We start from the raw sequence: 26,781 nt of genomic DNA on the forward strand, positions 1-26,781 counted from the left end.
GGGGGAGAGCGTTTCGTTCGGTTCGGTCATGAGCCTCCCGGCAGCCAGGACAGGCGGGTTGTGGTCGCCCGCCATACTATACGCAACCGCGTCCACCGGCCATGGGACCATCGTGAGATCGATCGCCCCCGTCAACAGCCTGTCAACAGCCAGTCACAAGCAGCCTGGACCGCCGAATGGTTTGTATTTGACTTGAATTCGTTATCTCTCCCATCGTTACGGGACGAGAACAATTCACATTCTGCGGGAGACTCCACTAATGAAAGCAAAGATTGCCATCGTCGCCGCCGCGACCGCGGCCTTCTTCCTCACGCAGGCTCCGGCCTTTGCCGGCGACCAGGACTTCGAGGTGGTCAACAAGACCGGCTACCCGATCAAGCATCTGCACGTCTCCGAAGCCAACAACAACTCCTGGGAAGAAGACGTCCTGGGCCGCGACGTGCTGAACGACGGCGAGTCGTTCGAGCTGAAGTTCGCCAAGGGCGAGAAGACCTGCAAGTGGGACATGAAGGTGGCCTACGACGACGGCGAGACCGCCGTCTGGCAAGCCCTGAACCTCTGCAAGATCTCCAAGGTCACGCTGCGCTGGAACAAGAGCACCGGCGAGACCACGGCCGCGATCGACTGACGCCCCTGAACGCGGCGGCCCGCTAAAGGGCCGCCGCGGTCTCCAGGAAGGCGCGGATCAATGCCGGGTCCTTGTGGCCCGGCCGGTCCTCGACGCCGGAGGAGACGTCCAGCGCCGGCGCCCCCGTGGTGCGCACCGCCTCGGCGACGTTGCCGGCGTTCAGCCCGCCGGACAGCATCCACGGCTTGGACCACATCCGCCCGCTCAGCAGCGTCCAGTCGAAGGCGATGCCGTTGCCGCCCGGCAGCGCCGACACCTTGGCCGGCGGCTTGGCGTCGAACAGCAGGCGGTCGGCGACGGCCGCGTAGTCGCCGGCGCGCTCCAGGTCCTCCGGGCCGCCGACCTTGATCGCCTTCATCACCGGGATGCTGAACGCCGCCTTGATGGCGGCGACGCGCTCCGGCGTCTCCTTGCCGTGCAGCTGCAGCAGGTCGAAGGGCACCTGGCTGACCACGTGGTCGAGGAAGGCGTCGTCGGCATCGACGAACAGCCCGACCGTGCGCACCGCCGTCGGCACCATGCGCGCCAGCTCCGCCGCCAGGGACGGCGCCACGGAGCGCGGCGACGGCGGGTAGAACACCAGCCCGATCCAGCGCGCCCCGCCGTCGAGGGCGGCGCGCAGCGTTTCCGGCTCGCTCAGCCCGCAGATCTTGACCGGAACGCTCATCCGTCAATCTCCTCAACGATGCGCCGCGCGGCGGCGGCCGGGTCGGCCTCGCCGGTGATCGGGCGGCCGATGACCAGATGATCGGCGCCGGCGGCCAGCGCCTCGGCCGGAGTCATCACCCGCTTCTGGTCGCCCTTCGCCGCCCAGGCCGGCCGGATGCCCGGCACCATCAGCACGAAGTCCGGCCCGCACGCCCGCCGGATCGCCGCCACCTCGTTGGGCGAGCAGATGACGCCGTCCAGCCCGGATGCCTTGGCGACGGTGGCGAGGCGGACCACCTGCTCGGCCACCGGGGTGCGCTGGCCGACCGATTCCAGGTCGCCGTCGTCCATGCTGGTCAGCACGGTGACGCCGAGGATCTTCGGGCGCTGCACGCCGGCCTGTGCCGCCGCCTCGACCGCGGCGCGCATCATCGCCGGGCCGCCGGAGGTGTGGATGGTCATGAAGGCGGGCTTCAGCGGCAGCGCCGCGCGCACGCCGCCGGCCACCGTGTTGGGAATGTCGTGCAGCTTGAGGTCGAGGAACAGCGGCGGCCCGTCCTCGCCGATCACCGCGCGCACGCCGGCCGGGCCGTGCGCCACGAAGAACTCCAGCCCCAGCTTGACGCCGCCGACCAGCCCGGCCAGTTGCCGGCACAGCGCCTGGGCGGCATCCAACTCGGTGGTGTCGACGGCGCAGAAGATGCGGTCGGCGGCGGACGTCATGCGGTGGCCTCGTGTTCGCGGAGTGTCGGTGTTGCCGGCCGACCCTAGCACGGTCCGCTCCGGGACTTGAACCCCCGCGCGGCATCCTCTAGGACAAGCCGCAGAACCACGGGCACGGGACGGAGCGGTGGATGGCGGACGGTATGCGAAGCGGCGGCGACGCCGCGGCCCGGCTGGCCGCCCTGCTCGGCCCCTGGTGGCAGCGCCTGGGCGGCGAGCCGCCGGCCTGCGCCATCGTGCCGGCCGACGCCCTGCCCGCCGCCGTGCGCCCACTGCTCGACCACACCGGCAGCATGACGCTGCGCCTGGAGGCGCACTGGGCCGGCCCGCTCGGCGTGCGCCGGCTGGCCCACGCCGAGGACGCCGACACCCTCACCCGCGCCAGCGTGCTGCACACCCTCAGCGGCGATGGCGACGGCACCCCGGTGGAGCTGGCGGTGATCCGCATGGCGCTGCCCGCCCTGCCCGCCGCGCTGCACGGCGCCCTGCGCGCCGCGGCCGTGCCGTTCGGCCGGCTGCTCGCCGACCACGGCATCGCCTTCGCCGCCGAGCCGCTGGCCTTCTTCCGCCTGGAGGCCGACGCGGTCGCCGCCGAACACGGCGCGGTCGAACCGGGCACGCCGCTCTACGGCCGCCTGAGCCGTATCGTGACGCCGGGGGGCGTGACGCTGTGCGACGTGGTCGAGATCGTGCCGCGGGCGTGAGCGGCGGTTATCGTATCGTGTCGTTGTGCAGCACCATCTCGACCGCCAGCTGGGCGGCGCAGAGGTCCTCCAGCGCGGTGCCGACCGACTTGAACAGCGTGATCTGGTCGTAGAAGCGCCGCCCGGCGCGCTCGCCGCGCGTCAGGTCGTAGAGGTCGCCGGCGATATCGTCGGGCGTCAGCACGCCGGACGCCAGCGGCTGCACGATGTCGCCAGCCTCCTTGCATGCCCCCTCGCGGGTATCGACGAAGACGCGGGAGCGGCGGACGCAGTCGTCGTCGGCCTCGCGCATCTCCGGCGTGAAGCCGCCGATCAGGTCGAGGTGCTGGCCCTCCTGCAGCCACTCGCCCTTGATGAGCGGCTGCTTGGACAGCGTGGCGCACGAGATGACGTGCGCGCCCTTGACCGCGCCCTCCAGGTCGTCGGTGGCCTGGATGCGGAACTTCGGGCGGTGGAAGCGGTTGGCGATCTTTTGCGCCTTCTCCGGGTTGCGGCCCCAGACCAACACATGCTTGATCGGCAGCACCGTGGTGTAGGCCTCGATCAGCTCCGGCGCCAGCGCGCCGGTGCCGACCACCAGCAGCCGCTCGGCGTCCGGCCGCGCCAGATAGGTGGCGGCGAGCGCCGAGGCGGCGGCGGTGCGCCGCTTGGTCAGCGCCGGGCCGTCGATCAGCGCCTGCGGCACGCCGGTCTTGCCGTCGAGCAGCAGGTACGAGCCCTGCACCGCCGGCAGGTCCTTGGCGCCGTTGTCGGGGAAGACGGTGACGATCTTGATGCCGATGGTGCGCCCGATCTCCCACGCCGGCATCAGCAGCAGCGTGGCGTCGTTCTCGCCGTAGGTCTTCACCGTGTGGTGATGGCGCAGCGGCACCTCGACCCCGGCGCGGAAGGTCTGCCGCAGCCGCTCGATCAGCATGCGGTGGTGCAGGACGGTCTTCAGCTCGGCGGCGCCGATGGTGCGCATGGGGATCTCCCCTGGTCAGCCGGAAGACGCGCCGCCGAAGCGGCGCCACTCCCGGTTCAACACCTCAGTGCACCGTCGGTGCCTGCGGGGCGGCGTTGCCGATGGCCGGCAGCGCAGCGCGCGGCTGGCCGGAGACCGGCTGCGACAGCTCGGCCACCCGCTTCTCGGCGGCGGCGGCGCGGGTCTGCGTCTCCTGCAGTTCACGCTCCAGGTAGAACACGCGGTCCTCGGCGCGGCGGGCGCGGGCACGGTTGCGGTGCTGGTTGGCCCAGGCGATGAAGCCGCCGGCGACGAAGCCGACCAGCAGCGCCAGCAGGGTCGCCAGGTAGGCCGGGGCCTCCAGGGTGAAGGGGGTCGGCCACAGCGCGAAGACCACCGGCTCGCGGTTGGAGATGGCGAAGAGAACCGCGAACAGGGCGATCGGCAGGGTGACGATCCAGGTGAGATAACGCACGGGCAGGTGTTCCTTAGTCTTCGGTGTCGGTCATTCGTCGGTGTTGAGGCGGTCGCGCAGCTGCTTCCCGGTCTTGAAGAAGGGGACGTACTTCTCGCCGACAGCAACGGCTTCGCCGGTGCGCGGGTTCCGCCCCTGGCGGGCGTCGCGCCGCTTGACCGAGAAGGCGCCGAAACCGCGCAGCTCGACCCGGTCGCCGCGCGCCAGCGCGTCGCCGATCTCGTCGAAGATGGTGCCGACGATCTTCTCGATATCGCGCTGGTAGAGGTGCGGGTTGCGCTCGGCGAGGCGCAGGATCAGCTCGGACTTGGTCATGGCCCCTGGTTTCCCCCGGAATGTGCGCACGGGTTGGCCCGCGACGTTGCGCTCCGAAGCCTGCCAAGGGACGCGGGCGGCGTCAAGGTAAGGCGTTCGGGGACAAGTGCTTTCCGCAAGGGCACGGTGCCGCACGGCGGGTGGCCGGGCATGACGGCGCGATGAATTTTGCTTCCCGGCCGTTGACGCGCAAATAGGTCAGCCCATCTGGCTAATTGTGCGCTGCAATAAAAACCGGAGGCGGCAATGGGCCGGGGTCACGGTTTCGGGGTGGGGTCGAAGGTCTACGCGCTTCTCGGCACACTGTGCGCCATCGCGGTGGCCATCGCGTTGCTGGCGTGGCACGCGCTGGGGCTCTACCAGGAGCGGGTCTACCGCATCGAGACGGCGGCGCAGAGCGCCCAGACCGGCGAGCGGGTCAACGCCGCCATCCTGGCCATCGTCATGGACTCGCGCGGCATCTACATCGCCGACAGCCCGGCGACCGTGGAAGCCTTCGCCAAGCCGCTGCTCGCCAACCTCGACGCGCTCGGTCGCCTGCTGGCGGAGTGGAAGGCACTGGCCGGCGCGGACGCGGACGCCCGCTTCGCCGCCGCCGAACGCAACGTCCGGCAGTTCATCGCCATGCGCCGGGAACTGGTCGAGTTGGGCCGCAAGGACGGCGCCGCCGCCGCCCGCGCCTTCGGCGACAACGACGCCAACCGCGCCACCCGGCAGGCGCTCAACCGCGAGGTCGAGACGCTGACCGCCCACACGGCGGAGCGGATCGCCACGGTGGTGGCCGACCTGGAGGCCTTTCACACGCAGGCGCGCTGGGTGTTCGGCGGCATGGCTGGGGCGGCGGTGCTGGGTGTGCTGCTGGTCGCGGTGCCGCTGGTCCGGCGCGGCGTCACCGGGCCGCTGAACGGCATCACCGCCGCCATGACCCGCCTGTCGGCCGGCGACCGCGACACCGTCATCCCGGGCGTGGAGAAGACCGACGAGATCGGTGCGCTGGCCCGCGCCGCGGAAGTCTTCAAGCGGAACGCCGAGGAGATGGTGCGCCTGCAGACCGACGCCGCCGCGGCGCGCGAAAGCGCCGAACGCGAGCGCCGCGACGCCATGGCGCAGTTGGCCGACCGGTTCGAGAGCGCGGTGAAGACGGTGGCCGAGTCGGTCGCCAGTTCGGCGACGCAGCTGCGCGGCAACGCCGTCCGGCTGGCCGGCACCACGGACGAGACCAGCCAGCGCGCCTCCAGCGCCGCTTCGGCCTCGTCGCAGAGCTCCAGCAGCGTCGACACCATCGCCGCCGCGACCGGGCAGATCGCCTCGGCCATCGCCGGCATCGCCGCGCAGGTCGGCCGCTCCGGCCAGATCGTCGCCGTGGCCGCCGAACGCGCGCAGCAGACCGACACCACCGTCGCCAGCCTGTCCGACGCCGCGGCGCGCATCGGCGAGGTGGTCGGGCTGATCCAGGACATCGCCGAGCAGACCAACCTGCTGGCGCTGAACGCCACGATCGAAGCCGCCCGTGCCGGCGATGCGGGCAAGGGCTTCGCGGTGGTCGCCGGCGAGGTGAAGGCGCTGGCCAGCCAGACCGCCCGCGCCACCGGCGAGATCGCCCAGCAGATCGCCGCCATGCAGACCGCGACCACCAGCGCGGTGGAGGCGATCCGCACCATCGTCGGCACCATCGGCGAGGTGAACGCCATCAGCGCCGCCATCGCCGACTCCGTTGACCAGCAGGGCGCGGCCACTGCCGAGGTGGCGCGCAACGTCCAGGAAGCGGCGCTGGGCCTGCGCCAGGTGACGAGCGACGTCGGCGAACTGACCCACGCCGCCGAGACCACCCGCAGCGCCGCCGACGAGGTGCGCAGCGCCGCCGGCGACCTGACCAGACAGGCCGAGGCGCTGAAGTACGAGGTGGACGCGTTCCTGATCGGCGTGCGGGCGGCATAGCACCACAAATAAAACGAAAAAGGCCGCCGCGGTTTCCCGCGGCGGCCCATTCCGTACCCGAAGGCGTCGAGGATTACTCCTCGCCCTGCTGCTTGCGCTTCAGCGCCGCACCCAGGATGTCGCCCAGCGAGGCGCCCGAGTCGGACGAACCGTACTCGGCCATCGCCTGCTTCTCCTCCTCCATCTCGCGGGCCTTGATGGACAGCGAGATGCGGCGGGAGCTGCGCTCGATCTGGGTGACCTTGGCGTCGACCTTCTCGCCCACGGCGAAGCGCTCGGGGCGCTGCTCGGAGCGCTCGCGCGACAGGTCCGACTTGCGGATGAAGCCGGTGAAGCCCTCGCCCACCGAAACCTCGATGCCGCCGTCCGTCACCTGCGTCACGGTGCAGGTCACGACCTCGCCCTTCTTCAGGCCGGCCGTGGCCGACTCGAACGGGTCGGAGCCGAGCTGCTTGATGCCGAGGGAGATGCGCTCCTTCTCGACGTCAACGTCCAGCACCTTGACCTTGACGCGGTCGCCCTTCTTGAACTCGGCGATGGCTTCCTCGCCCGACTTGTTCCAGTCGAGGTCGGACATGTGCACCATGCCGTCGATGTCGCCCGGCAGGCCGACGAACAGACCGAACTCGGTGATGTTCTTGACCTCGCCCTCGATCTCGGTGCCCGGGCCGTACTTCTCGACGAAGGTCTCCCACGGGTTGTCCAGGCACTGCTTGAGGCCCAGCGAGATGCGGCGCTTCTGCGGATCCACGTCGAGCACCATCACCTCGACCTCCTGGGAGGTGGAGACGATCTTGCCCGGGTGGACGTTCTTCTTGGTCCAGCTCATCTCGGACACGTGCACCAGGCCCTCGATGCCCGGCTCCAGCTCCACGAAGGCGCCGTAGTCCGTGATGTTGGTCACGCGGCCCTTGAAGCGGGCGCTGACCGGGTACTTGGCTTCCACGCCCTCCCACGGATCGGCCTCGAGCTGCTTCATGCCGAGGCTGATGCGCTGGGTCTCCGGGTTGAAGCGGATGACCTGGACCGTGACGGTCTGGCCGATCTGCAGGGCCTCGGACGGGTGGTTGATGCGGCGCCACGCGATGTCGGTGACGTGCAGCAGGCCGTCGACACCGCCCAGATCCACGAACGCGCCGTAGTCGGTGATGTTCTTGACGACACCCTGGAGGACCTGGCCCTCCTTGAGGTTGGCGACCAGCTCCGAACGGGCCTCCGCACGGCTCTCCTCGAGCACGGCGCGGCGCGACACCACGATGTTGCCGCGCGAGCGGTCCATCTTGAGGATCTGGAAGGGCTGCGGCGTGCCGAGCAGCGGGCTGATGTCGCGGACCGGACGGATGTCCACCTGCGAACCCGGCAGGAACGCCACGGCGCCGTTCAGGTCGACCGTGAAGCCGCCCTTGACGCGGCCGAAGATCACGCCGGTGACGCGCTGCTGGTCGTTGAACGCCTTCTCGAGCTGGGTCCACGCCTCTTCGCGCTTCGCCTTCTCGCGGGACAGGACGGCCTCGCCGTTCTTGTCTTCCATGCGCTCCAGGTAGACCTCGACGGTGTCACCCGCCTTCAGCTCGGGCGCCTGCCCGGCGACGGCGAATTCCTTGAGCGCAACGCGCCCTTCCGACTTCAGGCCGACGTCGATCGTCACCATGTCGTTCTCGACCGCGATGACGCGACCCTTGACGACGGTGCCCTCCAGGGACTCGGAGGTGCCCAGCGACTCTTCCAGGAGCGCCGCGAAGCTTTCCTTGCCGCCGGTGTGGGCCATTGCTTGTGCCATTGAAACTCCTAAGGTTGCGCAGAGAGCGGTCCGCCAGCCCCGGCCCACGGCAAAATGGGTTCGGGTCCGAAACGGTCCGCCGCGCCGGGCCCCACGCCCGGCGACTTGGGTTGATGTTTTTCCTTGGAGAAGCCTGAAGCCCGCCCGCGCGCCTTAGCGCCCAAGCGCTGATAGGGGGCCGACACCGGTCTTGCTGCCGATAAGGGCTAGGGCCGCGTCGAACGCCTGGTCGGCGGTCAGCGCGGACGTATCAAGCACAAAAGCGTCGCCAGCCGGTCGGAGCGGGGCAACCGCCCTCTGACTGTCGCGCGCATCACGAGCCTTCATGTCCTCCAGGACGTCGGACGGTATAGCCGGAATCCCCCGATCCCGCAACTCCTTGAGTCGCCGGTCGGCGCGCACCTCCACCGAAGCGGTAACGAACAGTTTCACCGTGGCGTCGGGGCATACGACCGTGCCGACGTCGCGCCCGTCCAGCACCGCTCCGGGCAGGCCGCCCGGCGGGCACGCCGCGAAGCCGCGCTGGAAGTCGAGCAGCGCCGCGCGCACCTCCGGCACCACGGCGACCTTGGAGGCGGCCTCGGCGGCCTCGTCGGAGCGCAGTTCGGGGTCGTTCAGGATGCCGTCCTCGGGGTGCAGCGCACGGGCGGTCTGCGCGGCGAAATGGGCGTCCGCCGGGTCCTTGCCGGCGCGCAGCACGGCGACGCCGACCGCGCGATAGAGCGACCCGGTGTCGAGGTGCGCGAAGCCCAGCGCCTCGGCGACGCGCCTGGACAGCGTGCCCTTGCCGCTGGCGGCGGGGCCGTCGATGGCGATGACGACGCTGCTCACGGGGCCACCGTTCCGATCTTCGCGCCCAGCCCGTTCATCAGATCCACGAACCCGGGGAAACTCGTCTCGATGAAGGTGCCGTCGTCCACCTGCACCGGCTCGGCGGTGGCGGTGCCCAGCACCAGGAAGCTCATGGCGATGCGGTGGTCCATGGCGGTGGCGACCGTCGCCCCGCCCTGCGGCGGCGCGCCGGTGCCGTGCACGGTCAGGCTGTCGTCGGCGCCGACCTCGACCTTCACGCCGCACTTCGTCAGGCCCTCGGCGACCATGGCGAGGCGGTCGCTCTCCTTCACGCGCAGCTCCTTGAGGCCGAGCATGACGGTGGTTCCCTGCGCGCACGCCGCGGCAGCGGCCAGCACCGGGTACTCGTCGATCATCGACGGCGCCCGCTCGGCCGGCACCACCACGCCCTTGAGCGTCCCGCCCTTGACCCGCAGGTCGGCGACCGGTTCGCCGGCCTGGTCGCGGCGGTTCTCGAAGCCGATATCCGCGCCCATCTCCAGCAGCGTGTCGTACAGCCCGGTGCGGCGCGGGTTCATGCCGACGTCCCGCAGCAGCACCTCCGAACCGGGACGCAGCAGCGCCGCCACCACCGGGAAGGCGGCCGAGCTGGGGTCGGCGGGGACGAAGATCTCGCGCCCGGTCAGCTCCGGCTGGCCGGTGATGGACACGGCCAGCGCGCCGTCCTCGGTCTCCTTGGTGGTCACGGTGGCGCCGAAGTGGCGCAGCATCAGCTCGGAATGGTCGCGGGTCGGCTCGGCCTCGATCACCGTGGTGACGCCGGCGGTGTTGAGCCCGGCCAGCAGCACCGCCGACTTCACCTGCGCCGAGGGCACCGGCAGCCGGTAGGTGACCGGCACCAGGTCGTCGCGGCCGATGACGGCCAGCGGCAGCCGGCCGCCGGCGCGGCTGACGAAGGAGGCGCCCATCTGCTCCAGCGGCGTGATGACGCGCGCCATCGGGCGCTTGTTCAGCGAGGCGTCGCCGGTGAAGAAGCTGGTGATCGGGTGGCCGGCGACGAGGCCGACCAGCAGCCGCGCCGCGGTGCCGCTGTTGCCCATGTCGAGCACCTGCGCGGCCTCTTTCAGGCCGCCCACGCCGACGCCGCGCACGCGCCAGACGTTGTCGGCGCCGCGCTCCGCGCTCGCACCCAGCGCGCGCATCGCGGCGGCGGTGTGCAGCACGTCCTCCCCCTCCAGCAGGCCGTGCACCACCGTCTCGCCGATGGCGAGGGCGCCGAACATCAGCGCGCGGTGCGAGATCGACTTGTCGCCGGGCACGCGCACGGTGCCCGTGAGGGCGCCGGCGGACGAGGAGCGCAGCGGCTTCGCCTGCATGGGTCTGGGTCCTTGGCCGAAATCAGGGGCGGGGCGGGTTGGGCGCAGTTCCTAGCACAGCCGTTCGGGCGATGCGAGGCCCGGCGGGGTGCCCCGGTGGCGTCAAGGCCGTAACCATCTTGCTCAACCGGCGTCATACAGGACCGAATGCTAAAATACACGCATCGAACGGTCCGAGCGGGAGGAGCCCATGCGAACGCGACGCTTCCCCTCCCGCCAGGAGGCGGAACGCTACCTGACCGAGCAGGGGTTCGAATTCCTCGGCGCCCCCAGCCGCTGGCGCAAGACGATGGCCGGCCACGCCAGCTACGCCGACGTCGTGGTGCAGAGCGGCACGGCGGTGGTGGTCTTCACCGAGTCGAGCGATGGGCTGCCATCCTGAAGGACTCCCGCCGGGCGCACGCATCAGGGACAGTGTGTCGCGCCCGACGGTCGTGTGATTGTGTGTAAATTTCCTGTAAAATTCACCTCGATCATCTGCTGATCCAAGGGGGGCGGAGGCATGCAGCGGGTCGAGTGGAGCGCGTTCCTGTCGGTCGGCAACGCCCGGATCGACCAGGACCATCAACGGTTGTTCGAGATCCTGAACCGGCTGGCCGATGCCGAGGCCCGGCGCGAGCGCGCCGTGGTGGCCGCGGCCGTCGAGGAGATGGCCCGCTACGCCGGCGAGCACTTCGCCCGCGAGGAGGAACTGATGGAGGCCATCCGCTATCCCCTCCTGGCCGAGCACCGCCGGCAGCACCGTGAACTGGCGGCGAAGGTGGAGGCGTGGCGGACCCGGGTGGCGAGACGCTGGCACCCCTGGCACGGCGGCACCTTCTTCGCGGTGCTGGCGCACTGGCTGGTGTCGCACATCCTGGAGGACGACCGGATGATCGCCGACTTCTGCCGCACCGGAAAGGTCGGGCACCGGTTCCGGAGGGCGAAAGCCAAAACCCCTCCCCCAGCCCCGCTGAGGGAGGTTGGGTGGGGGCAGCGGCCGATCCGGGAGGCGCGCACGCCGATGAGCTTGGCCTGACGATTCCCGGATAGACCGTTGCCCCCACCCCTCCCCTCCCCTCCCCCAGCGGGGCTGGGGGAGGGAGCTTGAGGATCAATCCCCCACCGCCACGCCTTCGCGGCGGCTGTCGGCGCCGCCGGTCAGGCCGGCGGGGGTCACCAGGATCGCCTGGGTGCCGGAGGTCAGCTCCAGCACCTTCACCGGGTGCCCCTTGGCCTCCAGCGCGGGAGCCCAGGCCTCCGCCTCGGTGCCCTTCTCCAGCTCGGTCGGGCCGTTGCGGCTGCCGAAGTTGGCAAGGTCCACCGCCTGCTGCGGGTCCATGTCCCAGTCGAGCAGCGCCACCAGCGTCTTGGCGACGTAGTTGATGATCGCGCTGCCGCCGGGCGAGCCGACCACCGCGTAGAGCCGGCCATCCTTGAACACGATGGTCGGCGCCATCGAACTGCGCGGCCGCTTGCCGGCCTCGACGCGGTTGGCGACCGGCTGGCCGTTCTCCACGGGATTGAGCGCGAAGTCAGTCAGCTCGTTGTTCAGCAGGAAGCCGCGGGTCATCAGCCGGGCGCCGAACTGGTCCTCGATGGTGGTTGTCATCGAGACGGCGTTGCCATCCGAGTCGATGATCGCGATGTGGCTGGTGCCCTTCTCGATCCCCTCCGATGCGCCCATCCGGGCGCCCTGCTGGAACGGCGGGTCGCCGGGATTGGCCTTGCCCATGGACTTGGCCGGGTCGATCAGCCTGGCGCGGCTCTGGATGTAGCCGGAATCGATGAGGCCCTTGACCGGCACCTTCACGAAGTCGGGGTCGCCGAGGTACTGGCCGCGGTCGGCGAAGGCCAGCCGCCCGGCCTCGGCGAATCGGTGCGCCGCCTCGACCGGAGCGTTCTTGAGCGCCGCCATGTCGACCGGCTCCAGCGCGCCCAGGATCTGCTGCACCGCCACCGCGCCGGAGCTGGGCGGGCCCATGCCGCAGATGGTGTAGACGCGGTAAGTGCCGCACACCGCCGGGCGCTCCTTGACCTGGTAGGCCTTGAGGTCGGCCTCGGTCATGTCGCCGGGGTTGGCGGCGTGCGAGGTCACGGTCCGGACGATCTCGGCGGCGACCGACCCTTCGTAGAAGGCACTCGCCCCCTTCTCGGCGATGGCCTGGAGGGTGGTCGCGTACTCCGGGTTCCGCAGCAGGAAGCCGACCGGCTTCGGAGTGCCGTCCGGCTGGTAGAAGTAGGCGGCGGCCTTCGGGTCGTTCTTCGCCAGGTACTTCTCCTGCCCGAGCAGGCCGTTCAGGCGCGGGCTCACCGTGAAGCCCTCGGAGGCGAGCCTCACCGCGCGCTCGAACAGGCGCGGCCAGGGCAGCTTGCCGTGCGCCTTGTGAACGGCCTCCAGCAGCTTGACGGTACCCGGCACGCCGACCGACCGGCCGCCCACCACCGCGTCGTAGAACGGCATCGGCTTGCCGTCGGCGCCCATGAAGCGCTCAGCCCTGGCCGCCGCCGGGGCCGTCTCGCGGCCGTCGTAGGTGGTGAGCTTCCCGGCCTTGCCGTCGTAGAAGACGAGGAAGGCGCCGCCGCCGATGCCGGAGCTCTGCGGCTCGACCAGCCCCAGCACCAGCTGGGTGGCGATGGCGGCGTCCACCGCGTTGCCGCCGGCGCGCAGGATCTCGCGGCCGGCCTCGGCGGCCAGCGGGTTGGCGGCGGCGGCCATGTACTTGGCGGCGGTGCCCAGCGTGCGCGCCGTGCGGCCGGTGGCGCCTTCCGGCGTCTGCATACCGGCGGCGGGAGCGGTGGTGGTCTGCGCGACCGCCGACAGCGGCAGCAGCGCGACGAGGCCGGCGCCCGCGAGGAGTCGCCAGCCGGGAGCGAATTGGGACTTCACGAACCCTCCCATTCCCATCATATGTGTCGCCCGGCTCCTGGCCGGTCGGGTATGCTTACCCGGCCTTCGGCCGGCGGGGCGGTGTCTCTGGCCGCCATTGGGAGTCGAGCTTACGCGTGCCCCGCGGCTCTCGGAAGGGGTTGCGCGCAGCCGCGGTTGGTGGTTGAACTTTTTTTTGACATCGGGGCGCCGCCATGGCAAAGGGCCGCCCTTAACGGATTCCATGGGAAAGCGGAGGACTTGGCGTGGCGAAGCCGGAATGGGGCATCAAGCGCATCTGCCCGAACTGCGGCGCGCGCTATTACGATCTGCGCAAGGACCCGCCCGTGTGCCCGTCGTGCGGCACGACGTTCGATCCCGAAGCGCTGCTGAAGTCGCGCCGCGCGCGGCCGGCGCCGGTGGACGACCTGCCCGCCAAGAAGGTGCCGGTGGGGGTCGATGAGGACGAGGCCGAAGTCGAGCGCGGGGACGAGGACGTCGCGGATCTCGAGGAGGTCGAGGACGACGTCGCCGTCGAGGACATCGAGGAGGACGCCGACGAGGTGGCCGAGGACGAGGACGACGTCCTCATCGAGGACACCTCCGAACTGGGCGAGGACGACATGGACGAGGTCGTCGACGTCGAGGGCGAGGACGAGGAAGAGCGCTGAACCGGGCGGCGGGAAAAAAGTGAGGTCGGGGAAGATTTTCCCCTTGCAATGGGACCCCGACCTGACGAATATCCCGCTCCACCGAGGCCGCCGGCTTCCAACGGAAGCAAGGCAGCCGCCCAGGGTTTCGGGGCCATAGCTCAGCTGGGAGAGCGCTACAATGGCATTGTAGAGGTCAGGAGTTCGATCCTCCTTGGCTCCACCAAATTCGAAGGGCTCGGCGAGCGATCGCCGGGCCCTTCGGCTTTCCGCTGGAAGAGGCCGCAGTGCAGAACGAAGGCGGAGCGTCCACCAACTCCTCCGGGAGTGCCGACGAGTTGGTCGCGCTGGGGCGCCGGCGTTGCGGCGAGGGCGACCTCCGGGGCGCGCTCGACGCGTTCCAGGCGGCGCTTCCCGCCAAGGGCGACGATCCGGAGTTCCTGTTCGAGATCGCCGGCGTGCTGCGCCAGCTCGACCTGCAGGCCGACGCACTGGCGATCTACGACGCCCTGGCCGCCGCCCTGCCGGACGCCCTGCCCGTCCTGCACAACCGGGCCAACTGTCTGAGCGGCGTCGGCCGCGCGCCGGACGCGGTGGTCGCCTTCCGCGACATCCTCGCGCGCCATCCGGAGGTGGCGTCGTCCTGGGCCGGTCTCGGCAACGCCGCCTTCCTTGCCGGCAGCCCGTATCTCGGCAAGCGGGCCTACGCCCGCGCCATCGCGCTGGAGCCGGACGAACCCGCCAGCTACGTCAACTTCGCCGAGGCGCTGGTCGCCGATGCCGTCGGCACGGACGAGCACGAGCGCGCGGTGGCGCTGCTGCGCCGGGCCATCGCGCTGGTGCCGGACGACGCATCGCTCCGCTACAACCTCGCCCGCTCGCTGCTGTCCCTCGGGCGGTTCGCCGAGGGCTGGGCGCAGTACGAGGGGCGCCTGCATCCCGACGGCCGGAACCACGTCGTCCGCGCCGTCGCCTGCCCGCGCTGGCAGGGGGAGCCGCTGGCCGGCCGGCACCTCTTCGTTTGCGGCGAGCAGGGCATCGGCGACCAGCTCTGGCTGCTGCCCTTCGTCCGCGAGGCCGCCGCGCAGGCCGGCCGCGTGACGCTGGAAGTGGCGCCCAAGCTGGTTTCGCTGATCACCCGCAGCCTTCCCCAGGTGACCGTCCGCCCCCTGCGGGTCGAACGGCGCGAGGGGATATGGCACGCGGTCGGCGAAAGCCGGACCGAGCCGGACGGCGCGGACCGGTACATCGAGGCCGGCAGCCTGCCGCGGTTCCTGTGGGACACGGTGGTCGGCGGACCGGTGGCGCCGGTCCTCGCGCCCGACCCCGTCCTGGCCGATCAGTGGCGGGCGCGGCTGGAGGCGATGGGGCCGGGGCTGCGCGTCGGCATCTGCTGGCGCTCCCCGCTCTTCGGCCGGGAGCGTTCGCCAGAGTACCTGCCGCTCAACACATGGCGGCCGATCTTCGACGCCCTCTCCCGGGTCGCGGACGGGCCGGTGCACGCCTGCTGCTTCCAGCACGGCGACGTCGACAGCGAAGTCGCGCAGGCCCCGCGGACGGTGGGCATCGCGGTCACCCGGTTCCCGGACCTCGACCTCTGGGACGACATCGACGGAACCGCCGCGGCGCTGGCGAACATGGACCTGGTGGTCACCGCGCTGACCTCCATCGCCCGGATATCGGCCGGGCTCGGCATTCCCACCCTGGTGCTGATGAAATCGCCCTACTTCGTGGCGCTGACCGACGGGCGCGACCTCGTGGAGCCGGCCCTGGAACCGGTCGCCTCGGCTCCCGGCCGCTATTGGCCGGAAGGCGTCGTGGGCGAGGTCGCGGCGCGGATCGAGGCCCGCCTGAAGCGGTGACGGGCGTCAGACCGCGCCGGTCATGTTGGCGAAGTTCAGCGTGTCGGTGGCGTTGCGCTGGCGGAAGACCTCGGCCTTCTGGTTGCGGCCGTGCTTCTGGTAGCCGCCGGTGCGGATCAGCGTGCTCTCGTCCAGCTGGCAGTTCAGCACCTCGTTCAGGTGGCTGAGGCCCTGCTTCACCTCGCCCTGGAACTGGTCGTCCGCCATGCTGGTCATGTTCATCACCAGGTCCTGGCGCTCGGTCACGTCGATCAGGAACTGGTGCGGGTCGGCGATGTGGCCGTTCTCCAGCGCGTGCTTCCACATGCCGGTGGCCGGCAGCGGCAGCAGGTAGCCGACGCTGGGGTACACCTTGGTCTCCTCGCACATGCGGAAGGTGTCGGCCAGCGTCTCCGGCGTCTCCTGCGGGTAGCCGACCACCACGCTGGTGCTGCACACCACTCCCGCCTCGCGCAGCACGCGGACCTGTTCGCGGAAATAGGCGGCGTTGACCCGCTTGTTCATCGCCTCGAGGATCTCGTCGTTGCCGGATTCCAGCGAGAAGCCCAGCGACACGCAGCCGGTGCGAGCGAACTTCTTCGCCACGCGCAGGCGGTCCTCGTACGGCGTGTCGGGCTGGCCCAGCAGGTCGGAGCGCACCGCGGCGGTGTAGTGGATGCCGAGGTCGGCGGCGTCCAGCGCGTCGAGGAACTTCTCCGCCGGCGCCAGCTTGTGGAAGGACAGCTCGTCCCAGAAGTTGATGTAGTTGGCGCCGTATTTCTTCTGCAGATGCTTGATCTCGGCGATCACGGACTCGGCGCTGCGGTGGCGGTACGGGTCGTGCCAGAACACGTAGTGGCAGAAGGTGCACTTGAAGACGCAGCCGCGCGCCGTGTTCACCGGCATCACCCGCGCCTCCTCGAGGGGATAGCGGTTGACCGTCTCGTGCACCGTGCCGCGGGCGCGGCGCAGGTAGGTCTCGACGTCGAACAGGTCCCAGTCCGGCCAGGGCAGATCGTCCACCGCCTTGGCGGCGGCGCGGCGGCCGTTGTGCAGGATCCGGCCCTGGCCGTCACGGAAGACGATGCCGGGCACGCCGACGCCCTTCAGGCAGGCCGGGTACGGCCCGTTGTCGTGCGGCACCGGGGTCGGCGGCTCCGCCATGGCGCCGAGCGGCCGGCCGTCGCGCAGCGCCTCCAGCACCTCGACGGTGGTGATGTCGCCCTCGCCCAGCACCACCACGTCCACCGGCGTGGTGTGGAACAGGATCTCCGGGATCGAGGAGCCCACCGAATTGCCGACGATCACCGTGGCGCCGGGGTTGTGCCGCTTGGCGGTGTGGATCAGCCAGTGCACCCAGCGGTAATGCGTGACGATCGAGCCGACGGCGATCACGTCGTAACGCCCGCGCATCAGCGCCGCCTCGACCTGGTCGTCGGTATGGTCCGCCGCGTCGATGTCCAGGATGTCGAACGAGAACCCCGCCAGCTTGACCGCCGTGACGACGTAGCCGAGCCCCACCGGCAGGTAGCGGTGCGGCGCCTTCGGTCGCAGGCTGGGGTTGACGAACAGGATCTTCATCGGCCGACCACTTCCCGAAAGGGGTGCGTGAGCGGCTTAGGGTAGGGCAACAAGGTTAACAACCGATCAATCCGCTCCGTTTTCCGGTCCCCGAGGGGGTTCGCAGGGGCGGGCGTGCATTTTTCCGAAATTTCCCCCTTGCCAAGCCCGCGGCACGCCCGTATAAGCGCGCTCTCTTCCGGCGTGGCGCAGCGGTAGCGCAGCGGACTGTTAATCCGTTGGTCGTAGGTTCGAATCCTACCGCCGGAGCCAGCGCGGGTGTAGCTCAGTTGGTTAGAGCGCCGGCCTGTCACGCCGGAGGCCGCGGGTTCAAGTCCCGTCACTCGCGCCATTCTCCCCTCCCCGGGGAGAAGGCATTTCTCCCGATCGAACGATTTGATGCGGATCAACGCCGGTGGGCTCCCACCGGTGCAAGAACGGCCGGCCCCGTTTCGCCGGAGAGGACATCCATGAGCATCGAGTTCGCCGCCGCCACCCGCCTGGACACCGTGACCAAGCAGGACCCGCAGGCCATCGCGCGCCTGGCGACGCTGCACCCGGGCTTCGGCCCCGGCGCCGGCCTGCCCGGCGAGGTGACGCTGGGCGACGCCGCCGAGGCGATCGGCCTGCCGCTCGACCTCGTGCTGGCCTACGCCCGCGGCGAGATCCGCGTGCAGGTGCAGGAGGGGCGCAGCTGCGGCTGCGGTTGCGGCAGCAAGTAGCCGGCCGGTCAGCCGACCAGACGGTCCGGTTCGCCGGCGAAGGCGCGGCGCACCAGTTCCTCGCAGGCGCAGCGCGCCGGGCAGTGGTCGCATTCCGCGCCCTTGTCACAGAAGCCGTCGCGGATCTCGCGCAGCCGCGCCAGCAGGCCGGCCTTCTGCGCGTCGCTCAGCCGGTCGCTGCGCAGCGTCATCTCGATGGCGTCGTCGAAGACCGCGCGGCTCAGGTTGCGCATTGCAGGTGCTCGTGATCGGCGGAAGAGTGAGACTAGCCGGCCCGTGTTTCCGCACGATGTCTCCGCTGTAACCGTCGCGTCCAGGATGGAGCCTTCCCGCATGCCGATCCTCCACACGGCCATCGTGCTGCTCGCCGCCGCGGTCCTGGCGGTGCCGCTGGCCAAGCGGATGGGCTTCGGCAGCCCGCTGGGATACCTCGCGGCGGGGCTCGCCATCGGGCCGAGCGGGCTCGGACTGATCACCGACGTGGAGAGCATGGCGCACGTCTCCGAGCTGGGCGTCGTCATGCTGCTGTTCCTGATCGGGCTGGAGCTGCGGCCGCAGCGGCTGTGGGTGATGCGCAAGTCGGTGTTCGCGCTGGGCGGCGGGCAGGTGGTGCTGACCGCCGCCGCGCTGGGCGGGGCGGCGCTGGCGCTGGGCCTGCCGGCGAACGCGGCGGCGGCGCTGGGCGCCGGGCTGGCGCTGTCCTCCACCGCCATCGTGCTGCCGTTGCTGGCCGAGCGCGACCTGCTGTCCTCGCACGCTGGGCGCGACAGCTTTTCCATCCTGCTGTTCCAGGACCTCGCGGTGATCCCGCTGGTGGCGCTGCTGCCGCTGCTGGGCGACGGCGGCGAGGCGGTGCCCACCGGCCCCGGCGCGTGGTTGGCGGTGGCCAAGGCGGCGGGCGCCATCGCGCTGGTGCTGGTCGGCGGCCGGCTGCTGGTGCGCCCGGTGTTCCGGCTGGTGGACGCCGCCAAGACGCCCGAGATCTTCACCGCCAGCGCGCTGCTGATCGTGCTGGGCACCGGCGCGCTGGTCGAGGCGGCCGGGCTGTCCATGTCGCTGGGCGCCTTCATGGCCGGCGTGCTGCTGTCGGATTCGGAGTACCGGCACGAGGTGAAGGCCGACATCGAGCCCTTCGAGGGCCTGCTGCTCGGCCTGTTCTTCGTTTCGGTCGGGGTGTCGGCCGACGTGGCGGGCTTCGCCGCGTCGCCGGGGCGGATGCTGGCGCTGACGTTTGCGCTGGTGGCGGTGAAGGCGGCGGTGGTCTTCGGCCTCGCCCGCTTCGCCGGCAACACCCCGCGCGGCGCCGTGCGCATGGCCGCGGTGCTGGCGCAGGGCGGCGAGTTCGGCTTCGTCCTGTTCGCCCAGGCGGTGGGCGAGCGCGTCATGGGCCAGCAGGCGGCCAACACCGCCATGCTGGTGGTGACGCTGTCGATGATCGTCACGCCGTTCCTGTTCGCGGCGGCCGAGCGCTGGCTGGTCCCGCGCCTGGGCGGCAAGCCGGCGCGCGCCTTCGACACCATCCCGGCGGAGGACGCGGCGCCGGTGATCATCTGCGGCTTCGGCCGGGTCGGGCAGATCGTCGGGCGCGTGCTGCGCCTGAAGCGCATCCCCTTCACCGCGCTGGAGCACAGCGCCGCCCAGGTCGATTTCGTGCGCCGCTTCGGCAACAAGGTGTTCTACGGCGACCCGACGCGGCCCGAGCTGCTGCGCGCCGCCGGCGCCGACAGCGCCAAGGTGCTGGTGGTGGCGCTGGAGGACATGGAGCAGAACCTGACGGTGGTGGACATGGCGCAGCGCCTGTTCCCGCACCTGACCATCGCCGCCCGCGCCCGCAACCGCCGTCACGCCCACCTGCTGATGGACCGTGGCGTCACGATCATCGTGCGCGAAACCTTCCTGTCCAGCCTGGAGCTGACCGAGCGGGTGCTCACCGCCATGGGCGTGGACGCGGAGGAGTCGCGCCAGACGCTCGACACCTTCCGCGCCCACGACGAGCGCACGCTGGAGCGCCAGCACGCCGTGCACCACGACGAGCAGCGGCTGATCCAGACCTCGCGCGACGCCGCGCTGGAGCTGCAGTCGCTGTTCGAGGCCGACCGGCCGGAGCGCTGAGCGACTGGCCGTCCGCCGCCGCCGCCCCACCTTTCCCTTGGCAAACCAGGGAGGCAGGTCATGGACGGTCCGCGGGAATGGCTGGAGACGGTGGTGGTGCCGCGCACGCACGACATCGGCGGGTTCGAGGTGCGGCGCGCCCTGCCCTCGGCGCAGCGGCGCATGGTGGGGCCCTTCATCTTCTGGGACCAGATGGGGCCGGGCGAGCTGCCGCCCGGCGAGGGGCTCGACGTCCGGCCGCACCCGCACATCGGGCTGGCCACCGTGACCTACCTGTTCGAGGGCGAGATCCTGCACCGCGACAGCGTCGGCTCGGTCCAGGCGATCCGGCCGGGGGCGGTCAACTGGATGACCGCGGGGCGCGGCATCGCCCATTCCGAGCGCAGCTCCGACGAGACCCGGCGCACCGGGCAGCGGGTGTTCGGCATCCAGTCGTGGATGGCCCTGCCGAAGACGCACGAGGAGGCCGACCCCGGCTTCGTCCACTTGCCGGCCGAGGCGCTGCCGGTCCTGGAGGGCGAGGGCAAGCGGGTGCGGATCATCGCCGGGTCGGCCTTCGGCGAGCGCTCGCCGCTGAAGACCTTCACCGAGACGCTGTACGTCGATGCCCAGCTGAACCCCGGCGCCTGCCTGCCGGTCCCGGCGGAGGTCGCGGAGCGGGCGCTGTACGTCGCCGCCGGCACGGTGGTCATCAACGGCGACCGCTTCGAGGCCGGGCAGCTGCTGGTGCTGCGGCCGAGCGACGCCATCACCGTCGAGACGGAGACGGCGGCGCGGGTGCTGGTCCTGGGCGGCGAGCCGATGGACGGGCCGCGGCACATCTGGTGGAACTTCGTCTCCAGCTCCAAGGACCGCATCGAGGCGGCCAAGGCCGACTGGAAGGCCGGCCGCTTCACCCCGGTGCCCGGCGAGACGGAGTTCATCCCGCTGCCGGAGGAGAAGAAGCCGGGGATGGTGGCGAAGGAGCCGTAACGTATTGCCCCCACCCTAACCCTCCCCCGCTTCGCAGGGGAGGGAACTCCGCCGCTCTACCCCCTCCCCTGCGAAGCTCTCGCGCAAACCTCTGGTTTGCGCTGACGCGGCAGGCGGATCTTCAATCCGCCGAGAGCGGGGGAGGGATGGGGTGGGGGCAAGTGTGCGCCTCACCGCCCGAACCCCAGCCCCTCCAGCGCCTTCCTCACCTCCGGATCCTCCAGCGCCGCCAGGAAGCGCTGCACCGGCGCGCGCTCCAGCTTCGCCCGGGGAATGAGGAAGTCGTAGTGCTCCTCCTGCAGCGGCAGGAAGCCCAGGCCGTACAACTGCGCCACGCTCTCGATGGCGACGCCCCAGTCGGCGCGGCCCTGCGCCACCGCCACCGCCACCGCGTTGTGCGACTTCGCCTGCGTCCAGTAGCCGGCCGGCTTCGCCCCGCCCAGCAGGCGGTCGGTGAGGATGCGGGTGCCGCTGCCGGCGTTGCGGTTGACCATCAGGCAACCGGCGTCGGCCGCCACGGCCGCGACCGCCTCGGCCCCCGCCTTGCCCTCGAACCGCGCGTCGCCGGGGCGGAAGACCACGCCCTGCAGGCGGCGGTAGCCGGGAACCAACTCCAGCTCCGGCGTCAGGAAGGGGCGGTTGTAGACGCCGCTCGCCGGGTCCATCAGATGAACGGCGGCGACGTCGCACTCGCCGCGCTTCGCGGCGGTGAGGCCGCCCATGCTGCCGACGTTGAGCGCCTTGACGGTCAGCCCCTCGACGATCAGCCGGCCGACGATGGCGTCGAGGCCGACGCAGTGGCTGCCGATCACCGTCAGGTCGGCCAGCCGGTTGCCGCCGATCAGGTGGACGGACATCGGCGTGCCGGCCTCCACCGCCTCGGCGTGCTCGCCGATGGCGACGAAGCCGTCCGCCGCGCTGAACGCGGTGACCGAGCCGGAGCCCTTCGACAGCGGGTACGCCGCCAGCCCCCCGTCCCCCTGCACCAGGGAGACCATGACGAACTCCATGCGCCCGCGTTCCGAGCCGACGCGCATCGGCAGCGTCGCCACCACGCTCTCCTTCGCCGCCTCCGGCAGGCCGGCGAGCGCGCGGATCACCGGCGCCACGAACTCGTGGAAGGTGAAGACGGCCGACGTCGGGAAGCCCGGCAGGATCACCACCGGCTTGCCTTTGGTCGCCGCGAGGCAGAGCGGCTTGCCGGGCTTCAGCGCCACGCCGTGCACCAGCACGCCGGGGTCGTCGAGGCGGCTGACGATGCGGTAGGACAGGTCGCCCGCCCCCTTGGACGTGCCGCCCGACAGCACCAGCGCGTCGCACTCCAGCCCCTGCGCCACGAGGCGTTCCAGCGTCGCCTCGTCGTCCGGGCTGACGCCGAGGCGGACCGGCTCGCCGCCCAGCTCCTCGACCGCCGCCGACAGGATGGCGGCGTTGGAATCGTACACCGCGCCGGGGCGGATCGGCTGGCCGGGCGCCACGATCTCGTCGCCGGTGGAGAGGATCGCCACGCGCGGCCGGCGCAGCACGTCCACCTCGGCCAGCCCGATGGCGGCCAGCACGCCGACCTCGCGCGAGCTGAGCGTCTGCCCGCGGCGCAGCACCGTCTCGCCGCGGCCGATGTCGGATCCGGCGGCGGCCACGAAGCCGCCGGGCACCGCCGGCTTGCGGATCTCCACCGTGAGGGCGCCGCCCTCGGCGCGGGTCTCGGTGTGCTCGACCATCACCACGGCGTCGGCGCCGCGCGGCAGCATACCGCCCGTGGCGATCACGGTGGCGGTGCCAGGGGTCACCTCCAGGCGCGGCTGCGCCCCGGCCGACAGCACCTCGCCGTTCAGCGTCAGCAGCGCCGGGGCGTGCTCGCCGGCCCCGGCGGTGTCGGCGGCGCGCACGGCGAAGCCGTCCACGCTCGACCGGTCGAAGCCCGGCACGTCGACGCCGGCCACCACGTCGCGCGCCAGCACCCGGCCGCGGGCGGCGGCGAGCGGCACCCGCTCCTCGCCCCGCGGCGTCAGGTCGAGCGCGGCACGCCAGCGCTCCCACGCCTCGTCGCGGCCCGCCACCTTGAGAAACTGCTGCTGGCGCGCCGCCTGCTGCACGAACTGCCGGACGTCCTCGTTGGACACCATGGCCTCCACACCGTTATCCGGGCGCCATCATAGCGCCTCGGCCGGGGCGTCGTACATCCACACGGCGACCTCGGCGCCTTCCGGCACGCCCTCGCTCTGCGCGGGCAGCAGCACGAAGCCGTCGGCGCGCGCCAGCGCCGCCAGCCCGGGCACGGCGGCGGAGGCCACCGGCTCGGCGCCCGCATCGGTGACGCGGACACGGTAGACCTCGGCGAAGCCGATCTCGGAGACCAGCTTGCGCGCCGCCGCCACGCGCCGGACCGCGTAGGGCAGCCCCGCCGGCCGGCCGCCCAGCCGGCGCACGGCGCCGCCGGCCAGCAGGTCGTAGACGGTCGCGCACGCCGCCGGCTCGCCGGGCAGCAGCACGACCGGCACGTCGCCCACCCGACCCAACCCCGCCGAATCGCCGGGCCGCAGCGCCAGGCCATGCAGCGCCAGCGTGCCGGCATCGGCGAGCGCCAGCGGCGCCTCGTCGTCGGCGCCCAGCCCGGTGCGCCCGCAGACCAGCAGGAGGTCGGCGCCGGGCGCGCGCAACGCGTCAGTGAGGTCCGCACGGCCGAACGGCCCGCGCACCTCGGGCACCCCGCCGTCGCGCCGGACCAGCGCCGACAGCAGCGCCGCGTCCGCCTCATGCCCGCCGCGCGGGCCGCCGGCCAGCAGGACGCGGACGCGCGGGCGCCGCACCACCGCCACCCGCTCCACCCCGAGCCCGGCCAGCAGGCCGACGTCCTGCGGGCGCAGCACCCGGCCGGCGGGCAGCAGCACGGCGCCGGCCCGCGCCTGCTCGCCCCGGCGCTCGACGCCGCTGCCGGCGGGCAGCGCGTCCAGCGCCTCGACGCCGAGCGGCGAGGGCTGCGCCGCCTCGACCGGCAGCACGGCGTCGGCGCCCGGCGGCAGCGGTTCGCCCGAGGAGACCGGCACCGCTTGGGCCCCGATCAGCAGGATCGGGGTGTAGCCACCGGCGCCGAGCGTCGCCTCGGCCGCCACCGCCATGCCGTCACGGGCGGCACGGTCGGCGAGCGGCAGGTCGGCGGGCGCGGCGACCTCCGCCGCCAGCGCGCGGCCGGCGGCCTCGGCCGGCGGCACCGCCTCGGCGGGCAGCGGAAGGGTGCGGGACTCCAGCCAGCGGACGGCATCGGACAGGGCGCTGCGCGCGGCGAAGCCGCGGCCGCGGACGTCGGGGAGATGCGGGGGCGGATGAGACACCGTGAAACACCATGAAACACTGTGCGGAGGGTGTTTCGTTCGATCGGTCCGACCGGCCGGCCACCCGAACCGGGACTAAAATCCTATCACCGGAGCCCGGCGGAGCGCAAGAGCCAAGCGGGTCAGTGCCACTGGTTCGCCGGGATGCGGACGATGGCGTTGAGGGTCTCGGCGATCTCCACCGCGACGGACTCCGGCAGCCCCGTCTGGGGAAGGTCATTGAGCAGCACGATCTCCTGGCTGGCCGAGTCGATCACGTCCCACGCCATCCCGTCCTCGCTGATGACGGCCTCGTAGTGGGAGCGATGCGTGTGGTGATGGCGGTCCATGCGTCGACTATGCGCCAGCCGTGGCCGGCCGTCGCGGATGATTACGGATCGGGGCCCTCCTGCTTTGGTATCGTCATCCGTTCAATTTTCCTCACATTAGCACGGAATGCGGGAATATGCCGAATCGCCGAGCCCGCGGCGCCGGTCCGGCGCATGGCGGATAGAGCGCAGGCACGCTTGTCAGGCGCCGGGGATCGGCTACCCTCAAGGGAACGATAAAAGGGTTTGGGGAGGACAGGCCATGGCGCTCCGTGCCGAGCAGCTCAAGGACGAGCTGACCGAGGAGGTGGTCCGCCAGGTGCGCGGGCGCCTCGACCGCAGCCGGGTCGATCTGGCCGAGCGGTTCGTGCGGCAGTTCTACGCCAACGTGCCGCCGGACGACATCGTCCAGGCCCCCGCCGACCAGCTGTACGGCGCCGCCATCGCCATGTGGCAGTGGGGCCAGCGCCGCGCGCCGGGCCGCGCGGCCGTGCGCGTCTACAACCCGCGCGTCGAGGAGCACGGCTGGCAGTCGCCGCGCACGGTGGTGGAGATCGTCAACGACGACATGCCGTTCCTGGTCGACTCGGTGGCCGCCGAGCTGAACCACCAGGGCCTCACCGTGCACCTCGTCATCCACCCGGTGGTGCGGGTGGCGCGCGACGCCGACGGCCGCATCACCGATCTGATGGAACCGGAGGCGGAGGCGGACGGCGCCAGCCCGGAATCCTTCATGCACGTGGAGGTCGACGCGCGCTCCGACGCGGCGACTCTGGAGCGGGTGCGCGAAGGGCTCGAACGGGTGCTGGTCGCGGTGCGCGCCGCCGTCGCCGACTGGCGCGCCATGCGCGCCGAGGTGCACGCGGCGCTGGACGAGGTCCAGGCCACCGCCGCAACGCTGCCCGCCGACGAGGTGGCGGAGGCCGACGCGTTCCTGCGCTGGGTGGACGCCGACCACTTCACCTACCTGGGCTACCGCGAGTACCGCTTCGAACCGCGCCCGGAGGGCGGCGAGCCGCTGCTGAACCAGCTCCCCGACAGCGGGCTGGGCATCCTGCGCGACGACGACGTGACGGTGTTCGACGGGCTGCGCCACTATCAGTCGCTGGCGCCGGACGTGCGGGAGTTCCTGCGGGCCCCGCGCGCGCTGATGGTCACCAAGGCCAACAAGCGCTCCTCCGTGCACCGGCCGGTGCACATGGACGTGGTGCTGCTGAAGCGCTTCGACACGCAAGGGCGGATCGTCGGCGAGCGGATGGTGGTCGGGCTGTTCACCTCCGCCGCTTACAACCGGTCCCCACGCGACATCCCCTTCGTGCGCCGCAAGGTCGCCGCGGTGGTGGAGCGCGCCGGCTTCGATCCCAGGAGCCACGACGGCAAGGCGCTGCTCAACATCCTGGAGACCTACCCGCGCGACGAGCTGTTCCAGGCCAGCGTCGATGAGCTGTACGACACCGCGCTCGGCATCCTGCATCTGCAGGAGCGGCAGCGCCTCGCGCTGTTCATCCGGCGCGACCCGTTCGACCGTTTCGCCTCCTGCCTCGTCTTCGTGCCGCGCGACCGCTACGACACCGAGCTGCGGCGGCGCATGCAGACGATCCTGGAGTCGGCGCTGAACGGCAGCTGCACCGCCTTCTACACCCAGTTGGCGGAAAGCGTGCTGGCGCGCATCCACTTCATCATCAGGACCGAAACGGGCGGGACGCCGGCCTACGCCGTGGCCGACATCGAGGCGCGGCTGGTGCAGGCGGCGCGCGACTGGACCGACCAGCTGAAGGACGCGCTGGTCGACGCCAGGGGCGACGAGGCCGGCGGCGAACTGACCGTGCGCTACATCCAGGCCTTCCCGACCAGCTACCGCGAGGCGTTCACCGCGGAGGCTGCGGTTCACGACATCGAGCGGATCGAGGCGGCGGTGCGGACCGGGCGGCTGGGGATCAACCTGTACCGGCCGCTGGAGGCGGAGCCGGCCGAGCTGCACTTCAAGATCTACCACGAGGGCCGGCCGGTGCCGTTGTCCGACGTGCTCCCCATGCTCGAGCACATGGACCTCAAGGTGATCACCGAGCAGCCCTTTGAGGTCACCCCCGCCTCCCACCCCACCCCGGTGTGGA

The 26,781-nt window shown here is 71.4% G+C and carries 24 protein-coding genes, 3 tRNA genes and 1 pseudogene; 14 read left to right on the forward strand and 14 right to left on the reverse strand.

Annotation, left to right across the window (positions count from 1 at the left end; genetic code table 11):
• The first annotated feature begins 259 nt into the window (after positions 1 to 259).
• On the forward strand, positions 260 to 628 hold the full coding sequence (locus TSO221_RS02405) for a hypothetical protein (RefSeq protein ID WP_109116893.1): 369 nt from the start codon (positions 260 to 262) through the stop codon (positions 626 to 628).
• A 22-nt stretch (positions 629 to 650) separates the two neighbouring features.
• Here the strand turns inward: TSO221_RS02405 and TSO221_RS02410 are convergent, their stop codons facing one another.
• Positions 651 to 1,295, reverse strand: a complete 645-nt coding sequence (locus TSO221_RS02410; protein WP_109116894.1) for a phosphoribosylanthranilate isomerase — start codon at positions 1,293 to 1,295, stop codon at positions 651 to 653.
• A complete protein-coding gene (gene pyrF, locus TSO221_RS02415) occupies positions 1,292 to 1,999 on the reverse strand; it encodes an orotidine-5'-phosphate decarboxylase (protein WP_109116895.1) in 708 nt (235 codons plus the stop codon). The genes TSO221_RS02410 and pyrF overlap by 4 nt, the downstream gene beginning before the upstream one ends.
• A 131-nt stretch (positions 2,000 to 2,130) precedes the next feature.
• Here pyrF and TSO221_RS02420 point away from each other — a divergent pair, with 131 nt between their 5' ends.
• On the forward strand, positions 2,131 to 2,703 hold the full coding sequence (locus TSO221_RS02420; protein ID WP_146208678.1) for a hypothetical protein: 573 nt from the start codon (positions 2,131 to 2,133) through the stop codon (positions 2,701 to 2,703).
• Between the two features lie 7 nt (positions 2,704 to 2,710).
• Here the strand turns inward: TSO221_RS02420 and TSO221_RS02425 are convergent, their stop codons facing one another.
• The 3 genes from TSO221_RS02425 to ihfB all read right to left on the reverse strand — a co-directional run bounded on the left by TSO221_RS02425 (position 2,711) and on the right by ihfB (position 4,436).
• Positions 2,711 to 3,667 (reverse strand): ornithine cyclodeaminase family protein, encoded by a 957-nt coding sequence (locus TSO221_RS02425; RefSeq protein ID WP_109116897.1) that lies wholly within the window; start codon positions 3,665 to 3,667, stop codon positions 2,711 to 2,713.
• A gap of 64 nt (positions 3,668 to 3,731) precedes the next feature.
• On the reverse strand, positions 3,732 to 4,121 hold the full coding sequence (locus tag TSO221_RS02430) for a lipopolysaccharide assembly protein LapA domain-containing protein (RefSeq protein ID WP_109116898.1): 390 nt from the start codon (positions 4,119 to 4,121) through the stop codon (positions 3,732 to 3,734).
• A gap of 30 nt (positions 4,122 to 4,151) precedes the next feature.
• On the reverse strand, positions 4,152 to 4,436 hold the full coding sequence (gene ihfB, locus TSO221_RS02435; protein WP_109116899.1) for an integration host factor subunit beta: 285 nt from the start codon (positions 4,434 to 4,436) through the stop codon (positions 4,152 to 4,154).
• Between the two features lie 246 nt (positions 4,437 to 4,682).
• Here ihfB and TSO221_RS02440 point away from each other — a divergent pair, with 246 nt between their 5' ends.
• Complete coding sequence (locus TSO221_RS02440; RefSeq protein ID WP_109116900.1) at positions 4,683 to 6,374, forward strand: HAMP domain-containing methyl-accepting chemotaxis protein; 1,692 nt, start codon at positions 4,683 to 4,685, stop codon at positions 6,372 to 6,374.
• 73 nt (positions 6,375 to 6,447) lie between these two features.
• Here TSO221_RS02440 and rpsA read toward each other — a convergent pair whose 3' ends face one another.
• The 3 genes from rpsA to aroA form a co-directional block, all read right to left on the reverse strand.
• Entirely contained in the window at positions 6,448 to 8,154 is a 1,707-nt protein-coding gene (gene rpsA / locus TSO221_RS02445) for a 30S ribosomal protein S1 (RefSeq protein WP_109116901.1), read from the reverse strand.
• A gap of 153 nt (positions 8,155 to 8,307) precedes the next feature.
• Positions 8,308 to 8,985, reverse strand: a complete 678-nt coding sequence (cmk, locus tag TSO221_RS02450) for a (d)CMP kinase (RefSeq protein ID WP_109116902.1) — start codon at positions 8,983 to 8,985, stop codon at positions 8,308 to 8,310.
• The gene (gene aroA / locus TSO221_RS02455; protein ID WP_109116903.1) at positions 8,982 to 10,322 is read right to left on the reverse strand and encodes a 3-phosphoshikimate 1-carboxyvinyltransferase; all 1,341 of its coding nucleotides are present in this window, start codon (positions 10,320 to 10,322) and stop codon (positions 8,982 to 8,984) included. The genes cmk and aroA overlap by 4 nt, the downstream gene beginning before the upstream one ends.
• A gap of 190 nt (positions 10,323 to 10,512) precedes the next feature.
• Here aroA and TSO221_RS02460 point away from each other — a divergent pair, with 190 nt between their 5' ends.
• Both TSO221_RS02460 and TSO221_RS02465 read left to right on the forward strand, forming a co-directional pair.
• Entirely contained in the window at positions 10,513 to 10,704 is a 192-nt protein-coding gene (locus TSO221_RS02460; protein ID WP_109116904.1) for a hypothetical protein, read from the forward strand.
• Positions 10,705 to 10,824: 120 nt separating this feature from the next.
• Positions 10,825 to 11,340, forward strand: a complete 516-nt coding sequence (locus TSO221_RS02465; protein WP_109116905.1) for a hemerythrin family protein — start codon at positions 10,825 to 10,827, stop codon at positions 11,338 to 11,340.
• A 75-nt stretch (positions 11,341 to 11,415) separates the two neighbouring features.
• On the opposite strand, the gene ggt is transcribed toward TSO221_RS02465, so the two are convergent.
• Positions 11,416 to 13,191 carry a gamma-glutamyltransferase gene (gene ggt / locus TSO221_RS02470; protein WP_247877890.1) on the reverse strand — a complete coding sequence of 592 codons (1,776 nt, stop codon included), beginning with the start codon at positions 13,189 to 13,191 and terminating at the stop codon, positions 11,416 to 11,418.
• Between the two features lie 245 nt (positions 13,192 to 13,436).
• On the opposite strand from ggt, the gene TSO221_RS02475 reads away from it, so the two are divergent.
• The 3 genes from TSO221_RS02475 (at position 13,437) to TSO221_RS02485 (ending at position 15,682) form a co-directional block, all read left to right on the forward strand.
• Positions 13,437 to 13,841: a TIGR02300 family protein gene (locus tag TSO221_RS02475; RefSeq protein WP_109116907.1), complete on the forward strand. Its 405-nt coding sequence runs from the start codon at positions 13,437 to 13,439 to the stop codon at positions 13,839 to 13,841.
• A 129-nt stretch (positions 13,842 to 13,970) separates the two neighbouring features.
• Positions 13,971 to 14,046 (forward strand) — tRNA-Ala (locus tag TSO221_RS02480).
• A 61-nt stretch (positions 14,047 to 14,107) separates the two neighbouring features.
• Positions 14,108 to 15,682: a tetratricopeptide repeat protein gene (locus TSO221_RS02485; protein WP_109116908.1), complete on the forward strand. Its 1,575-nt coding sequence runs from the start codon at positions 14,108 to 14,110 to the stop codon at positions 15,680 to 15,682.
• Positions 15,683 to 15,688: 6 nt separating this feature from the next.
• Here TSO221_RS02485 and TSO221_RS02490 read toward each other — a convergent pair whose 3' ends face one another.
• Entirely contained in the window at positions 15,689 to 17,242 is a 1,554-nt protein-coding gene (locus TSO221_RS02490; RefSeq protein WP_109116909.1) for a radical SAM protein, read from the reverse strand.
• Between the two features lie 177 nt (positions 17,243 to 17,419).
• On the opposite strand from TSO221_RS02490, the gene TSO221_RS02495 reads away from it, so the two are divergent.
• The 3 genes from TSO221_RS02495 (at position 17,420) to TSO221_RS02505 (ending at position 17,943) form a co-directional block, all read left to right on the forward strand.
• Positions 17,420 to 17,494 (forward strand) — tRNA-Asn (locus TSO221_RS02495).
• A 2-nt stretch (positions 17,495 to 17,496) separates the two neighbouring features.
• Positions 17,497 to 17,573: transfer RNA gene (locus tag TSO221_RS02500), tRNA-Asp, on the forward strand.
• 118 nt (positions 17,574 to 17,691) lie between these two features.
• A complete protein-coding gene (locus TSO221_RS02505; RefSeq protein ID WP_109116910.1) occupies positions 17,692 to 17,943 on the forward strand; it encodes a hypothetical protein in 252 nt (83 codons plus the stop codon).
• A gap of 8 nt (positions 17,944 to 17,951) precedes the next feature.
• On the opposite strand, the gene TSO221_RS02510 is transcribed toward TSO221_RS02505, so the two are convergent.
• Positions 17,952 to 18,176, reverse strand: coding sequence for a hypothetical protein (locus TSO221_RS02510; RefSeq protein ID WP_109116911.1), 225 nt, complete (start codon positions 18,174 to 18,176; stop codon positions 17,952 to 17,954).
• 100 nt (positions 18,177 to 18,276) lie between these two features.
• Here TSO221_RS02510 and TSO221_RS02515 point away from each other — a divergent pair, with 100 nt between their 5' ends.
• On the forward strand, positions 18,277 to 20,055 hold the full coding sequence (locus TSO221_RS02515) for a monovalent cation:proton antiporter-2 (CPA2) family protein (protein WP_109116912.1): 1,779 nt from the start codon (positions 18,277 to 18,279) through the stop codon (positions 20,053 to 20,055).
• Positions 20,056 to 20,115: 60 nt separating this feature from the next.
• The gene (locus TSO221_RS02520; protein ID WP_109116913.1) at positions 20,116 to 21,027 is read left to right on the forward strand and encodes a pirin family protein; all 912 of its coding nucleotides are present in this window, start codon (positions 20,116 to 20,118) and stop codon (positions 21,025 to 21,027) included.
• 170 nt (positions 21,028 to 21,197) lie between these two features.
• Here the strand turns inward: TSO221_RS02520 and TSO221_RS02525 are convergent, their stop codons facing one another.
• From TSO221_RS02525 to TSO221_RS02535, 3 genes are all read right to left on the reverse strand, one after another.
• Positions 21,198 to 23,153, reverse strand: coding sequence for a molybdopterin biosynthesis protein (locus TSO221_RS02525; protein WP_109116916.1), 1,956 nt, complete (start codon positions 23,151 to 23,153; stop codon positions 21,198 to 21,200).
• A gap of 27 nt (positions 23,154 to 23,180) precedes the next feature.
• Entirely contained in the window at positions 23,181 to 24,359 is a 1,179-nt protein-coding gene (locus TSO221_RS02530) for a molybdopterin-binding protein (RefSeq protein ID WP_109116914.1), read from the reverse strand.
• A 122-nt stretch (positions 24,360 to 24,481) separates the two neighbouring features.
• A complete protein-coding gene (locus TSO221_RS02535) occupies positions 24,482 to 24,688 on the reverse strand; it encodes a hypothetical protein (protein WP_109116915.1) in 207 nt (68 codons plus the stop codon).
• Between the two features lie 241 nt (positions 24,689 to 24,929).
• Between TSO221_RS02535 and TSO221_RS02540 the strand changes: the two are divergent.
• Positions 24,930 to 26,781, forward strand: a pseudogene (locus TSO221_RS02540) (NAD-glutamate dehydrogenase domain-containing protein); the annotation flags it as partial.

It is taken from the genome of Azospirillum sp. TSO22-1, assembly GCF_003116015.1.
Classification (GTDB): Bacteria; Pseudomonadota; Alphaproteobacteria; order Azospirillales; family Azospirillaceae; genus Azospirillum.

Excerpts from the sequence above, each read along its gene's own strand:
- TSO221_RS02405 (WP_109116893.1), top strand. The coding sequence starts at position 260 with ATGAAAGCAAAGATTGCCATCGTCGCCGCCGCGACCGCGGCCTTCTTC.
- TSO221_RS02410 (WP_109116894.1), bottom strand. The coding sequence starts at position 1,295 with ATGAGCGTTCCGGTCAAGATCTGCGGGCTGAGCGAGCCGGAAACGCTG.
- pyrF (WP_109116895.1), bottom strand. The coding sequence starts at position 1,999 with ATGACGTCCGCCGCCGACCGCATCTTCTGCGCCGTCGACACCACCGAG.
- TSO221_RS02420 (WP_146208678.1), top strand. The coding sequence starts at position 2,131 with ATGGCGGACGGTATGCGAAGCGGCGGCGACGCCGCGGCCCGGCTGGCC.
- TSO221_RS02425 (WP_109116897.1), bottom strand. The coding sequence starts at position 3,667 with ATGCGCACCATCGGCGCCGCCGAGCTGAAGACCGTCCTGCACCACCGC.
- ihfB (WP_109116899.1), bottom strand. The coding sequence starts at position 4,436 with ATGACCAAGTCCGAGCTGATCCTGCGCCTCGCCGAGCGCAACCCGCAC.
- TSO221_RS02440 (WP_109116900.1), top strand. The coding sequence starts at position 4,683 with ATGGGCCGGGGTCACGGTTTCGGGGTGGGGTCGAAGGTCTACGCGCTT.
- rpsA (WP_109116901.1), bottom strand. The coding sequence starts at position 8,154 with ATGGCACAAGCAATGGCCCACACCGGCGGCAAGGAAAGCTTCGCGGCG.
- aroA (WP_109116903.1), bottom strand. The coding sequence starts at position 10,322 with ATGCAGGCGAAGCCGCTGCGCTCCTCGTCCGCCGGCGCCCTCACGGGC.
- TSO221_RS02460 (WP_109116904.1), top strand. The coding sequence starts at position 10,513 with ATGCGAACGCGACGCTTCCCCTCCCGCCAGGAGGCGGAACGCTACCTG.
- TSO221_RS02465 (WP_109116905.1), top strand. The coding sequence starts at position 10,825 with ATGCAGCGGGTCGAGTGGAGCGCGTTCCTGTCGGTCGGCAACGCCCGG.
- TSO221_RS02490 (WP_109116909.1), bottom strand. The coding sequence starts at position 17,242 with ATGAAGATCCTGTTCGTCAACCCCAGCCTGCGACCGAAGGCGCCGCAC.
- TSO221_RS02505 (WP_109116910.1), top strand. The coding sequence starts at position 17,692 with ATGAGCATCGAGTTCGCCGCCGCCACCCGCCTGGACACCGTGACCAAG.
- TSO221_RS02510 (WP_109116911.1), bottom strand. The coding sequence starts at position 18,176 with ATGCGCAACCTGAGCCGCGCGGTCTTCGACGACGCCATCGAGATGACG.
- TSO221_RS02515 (WP_109116912.1), top strand. The coding sequence starts at position 18,277 with ATGCCGATCCTCCACACGGCCATCGTGCTGCTCGCCGCCGCGGTCCTG.
- TSO221_RS02520 (WP_109116913.1), top strand. The coding sequence starts at position 20,116 with ATGGACGGTCCGCGGGAATGGCTGGAGACGGTGGTGGTGCCGCGCACG.
- TSO221_RS02525 (WP_109116916.1), bottom strand. The coding sequence starts at position 23,153 with ATGGTGTCCAACGAGGACGTCCGGCAGTTCGTGCAGCAGGCGGCGCGC.
- TSO221_RS02535 (WP_109116915.1), bottom strand. The coding sequence starts at position 24,688 with ATGGACCGCCATCACCACACGCATCGCTCCCACTACGAGGCCGTCATC.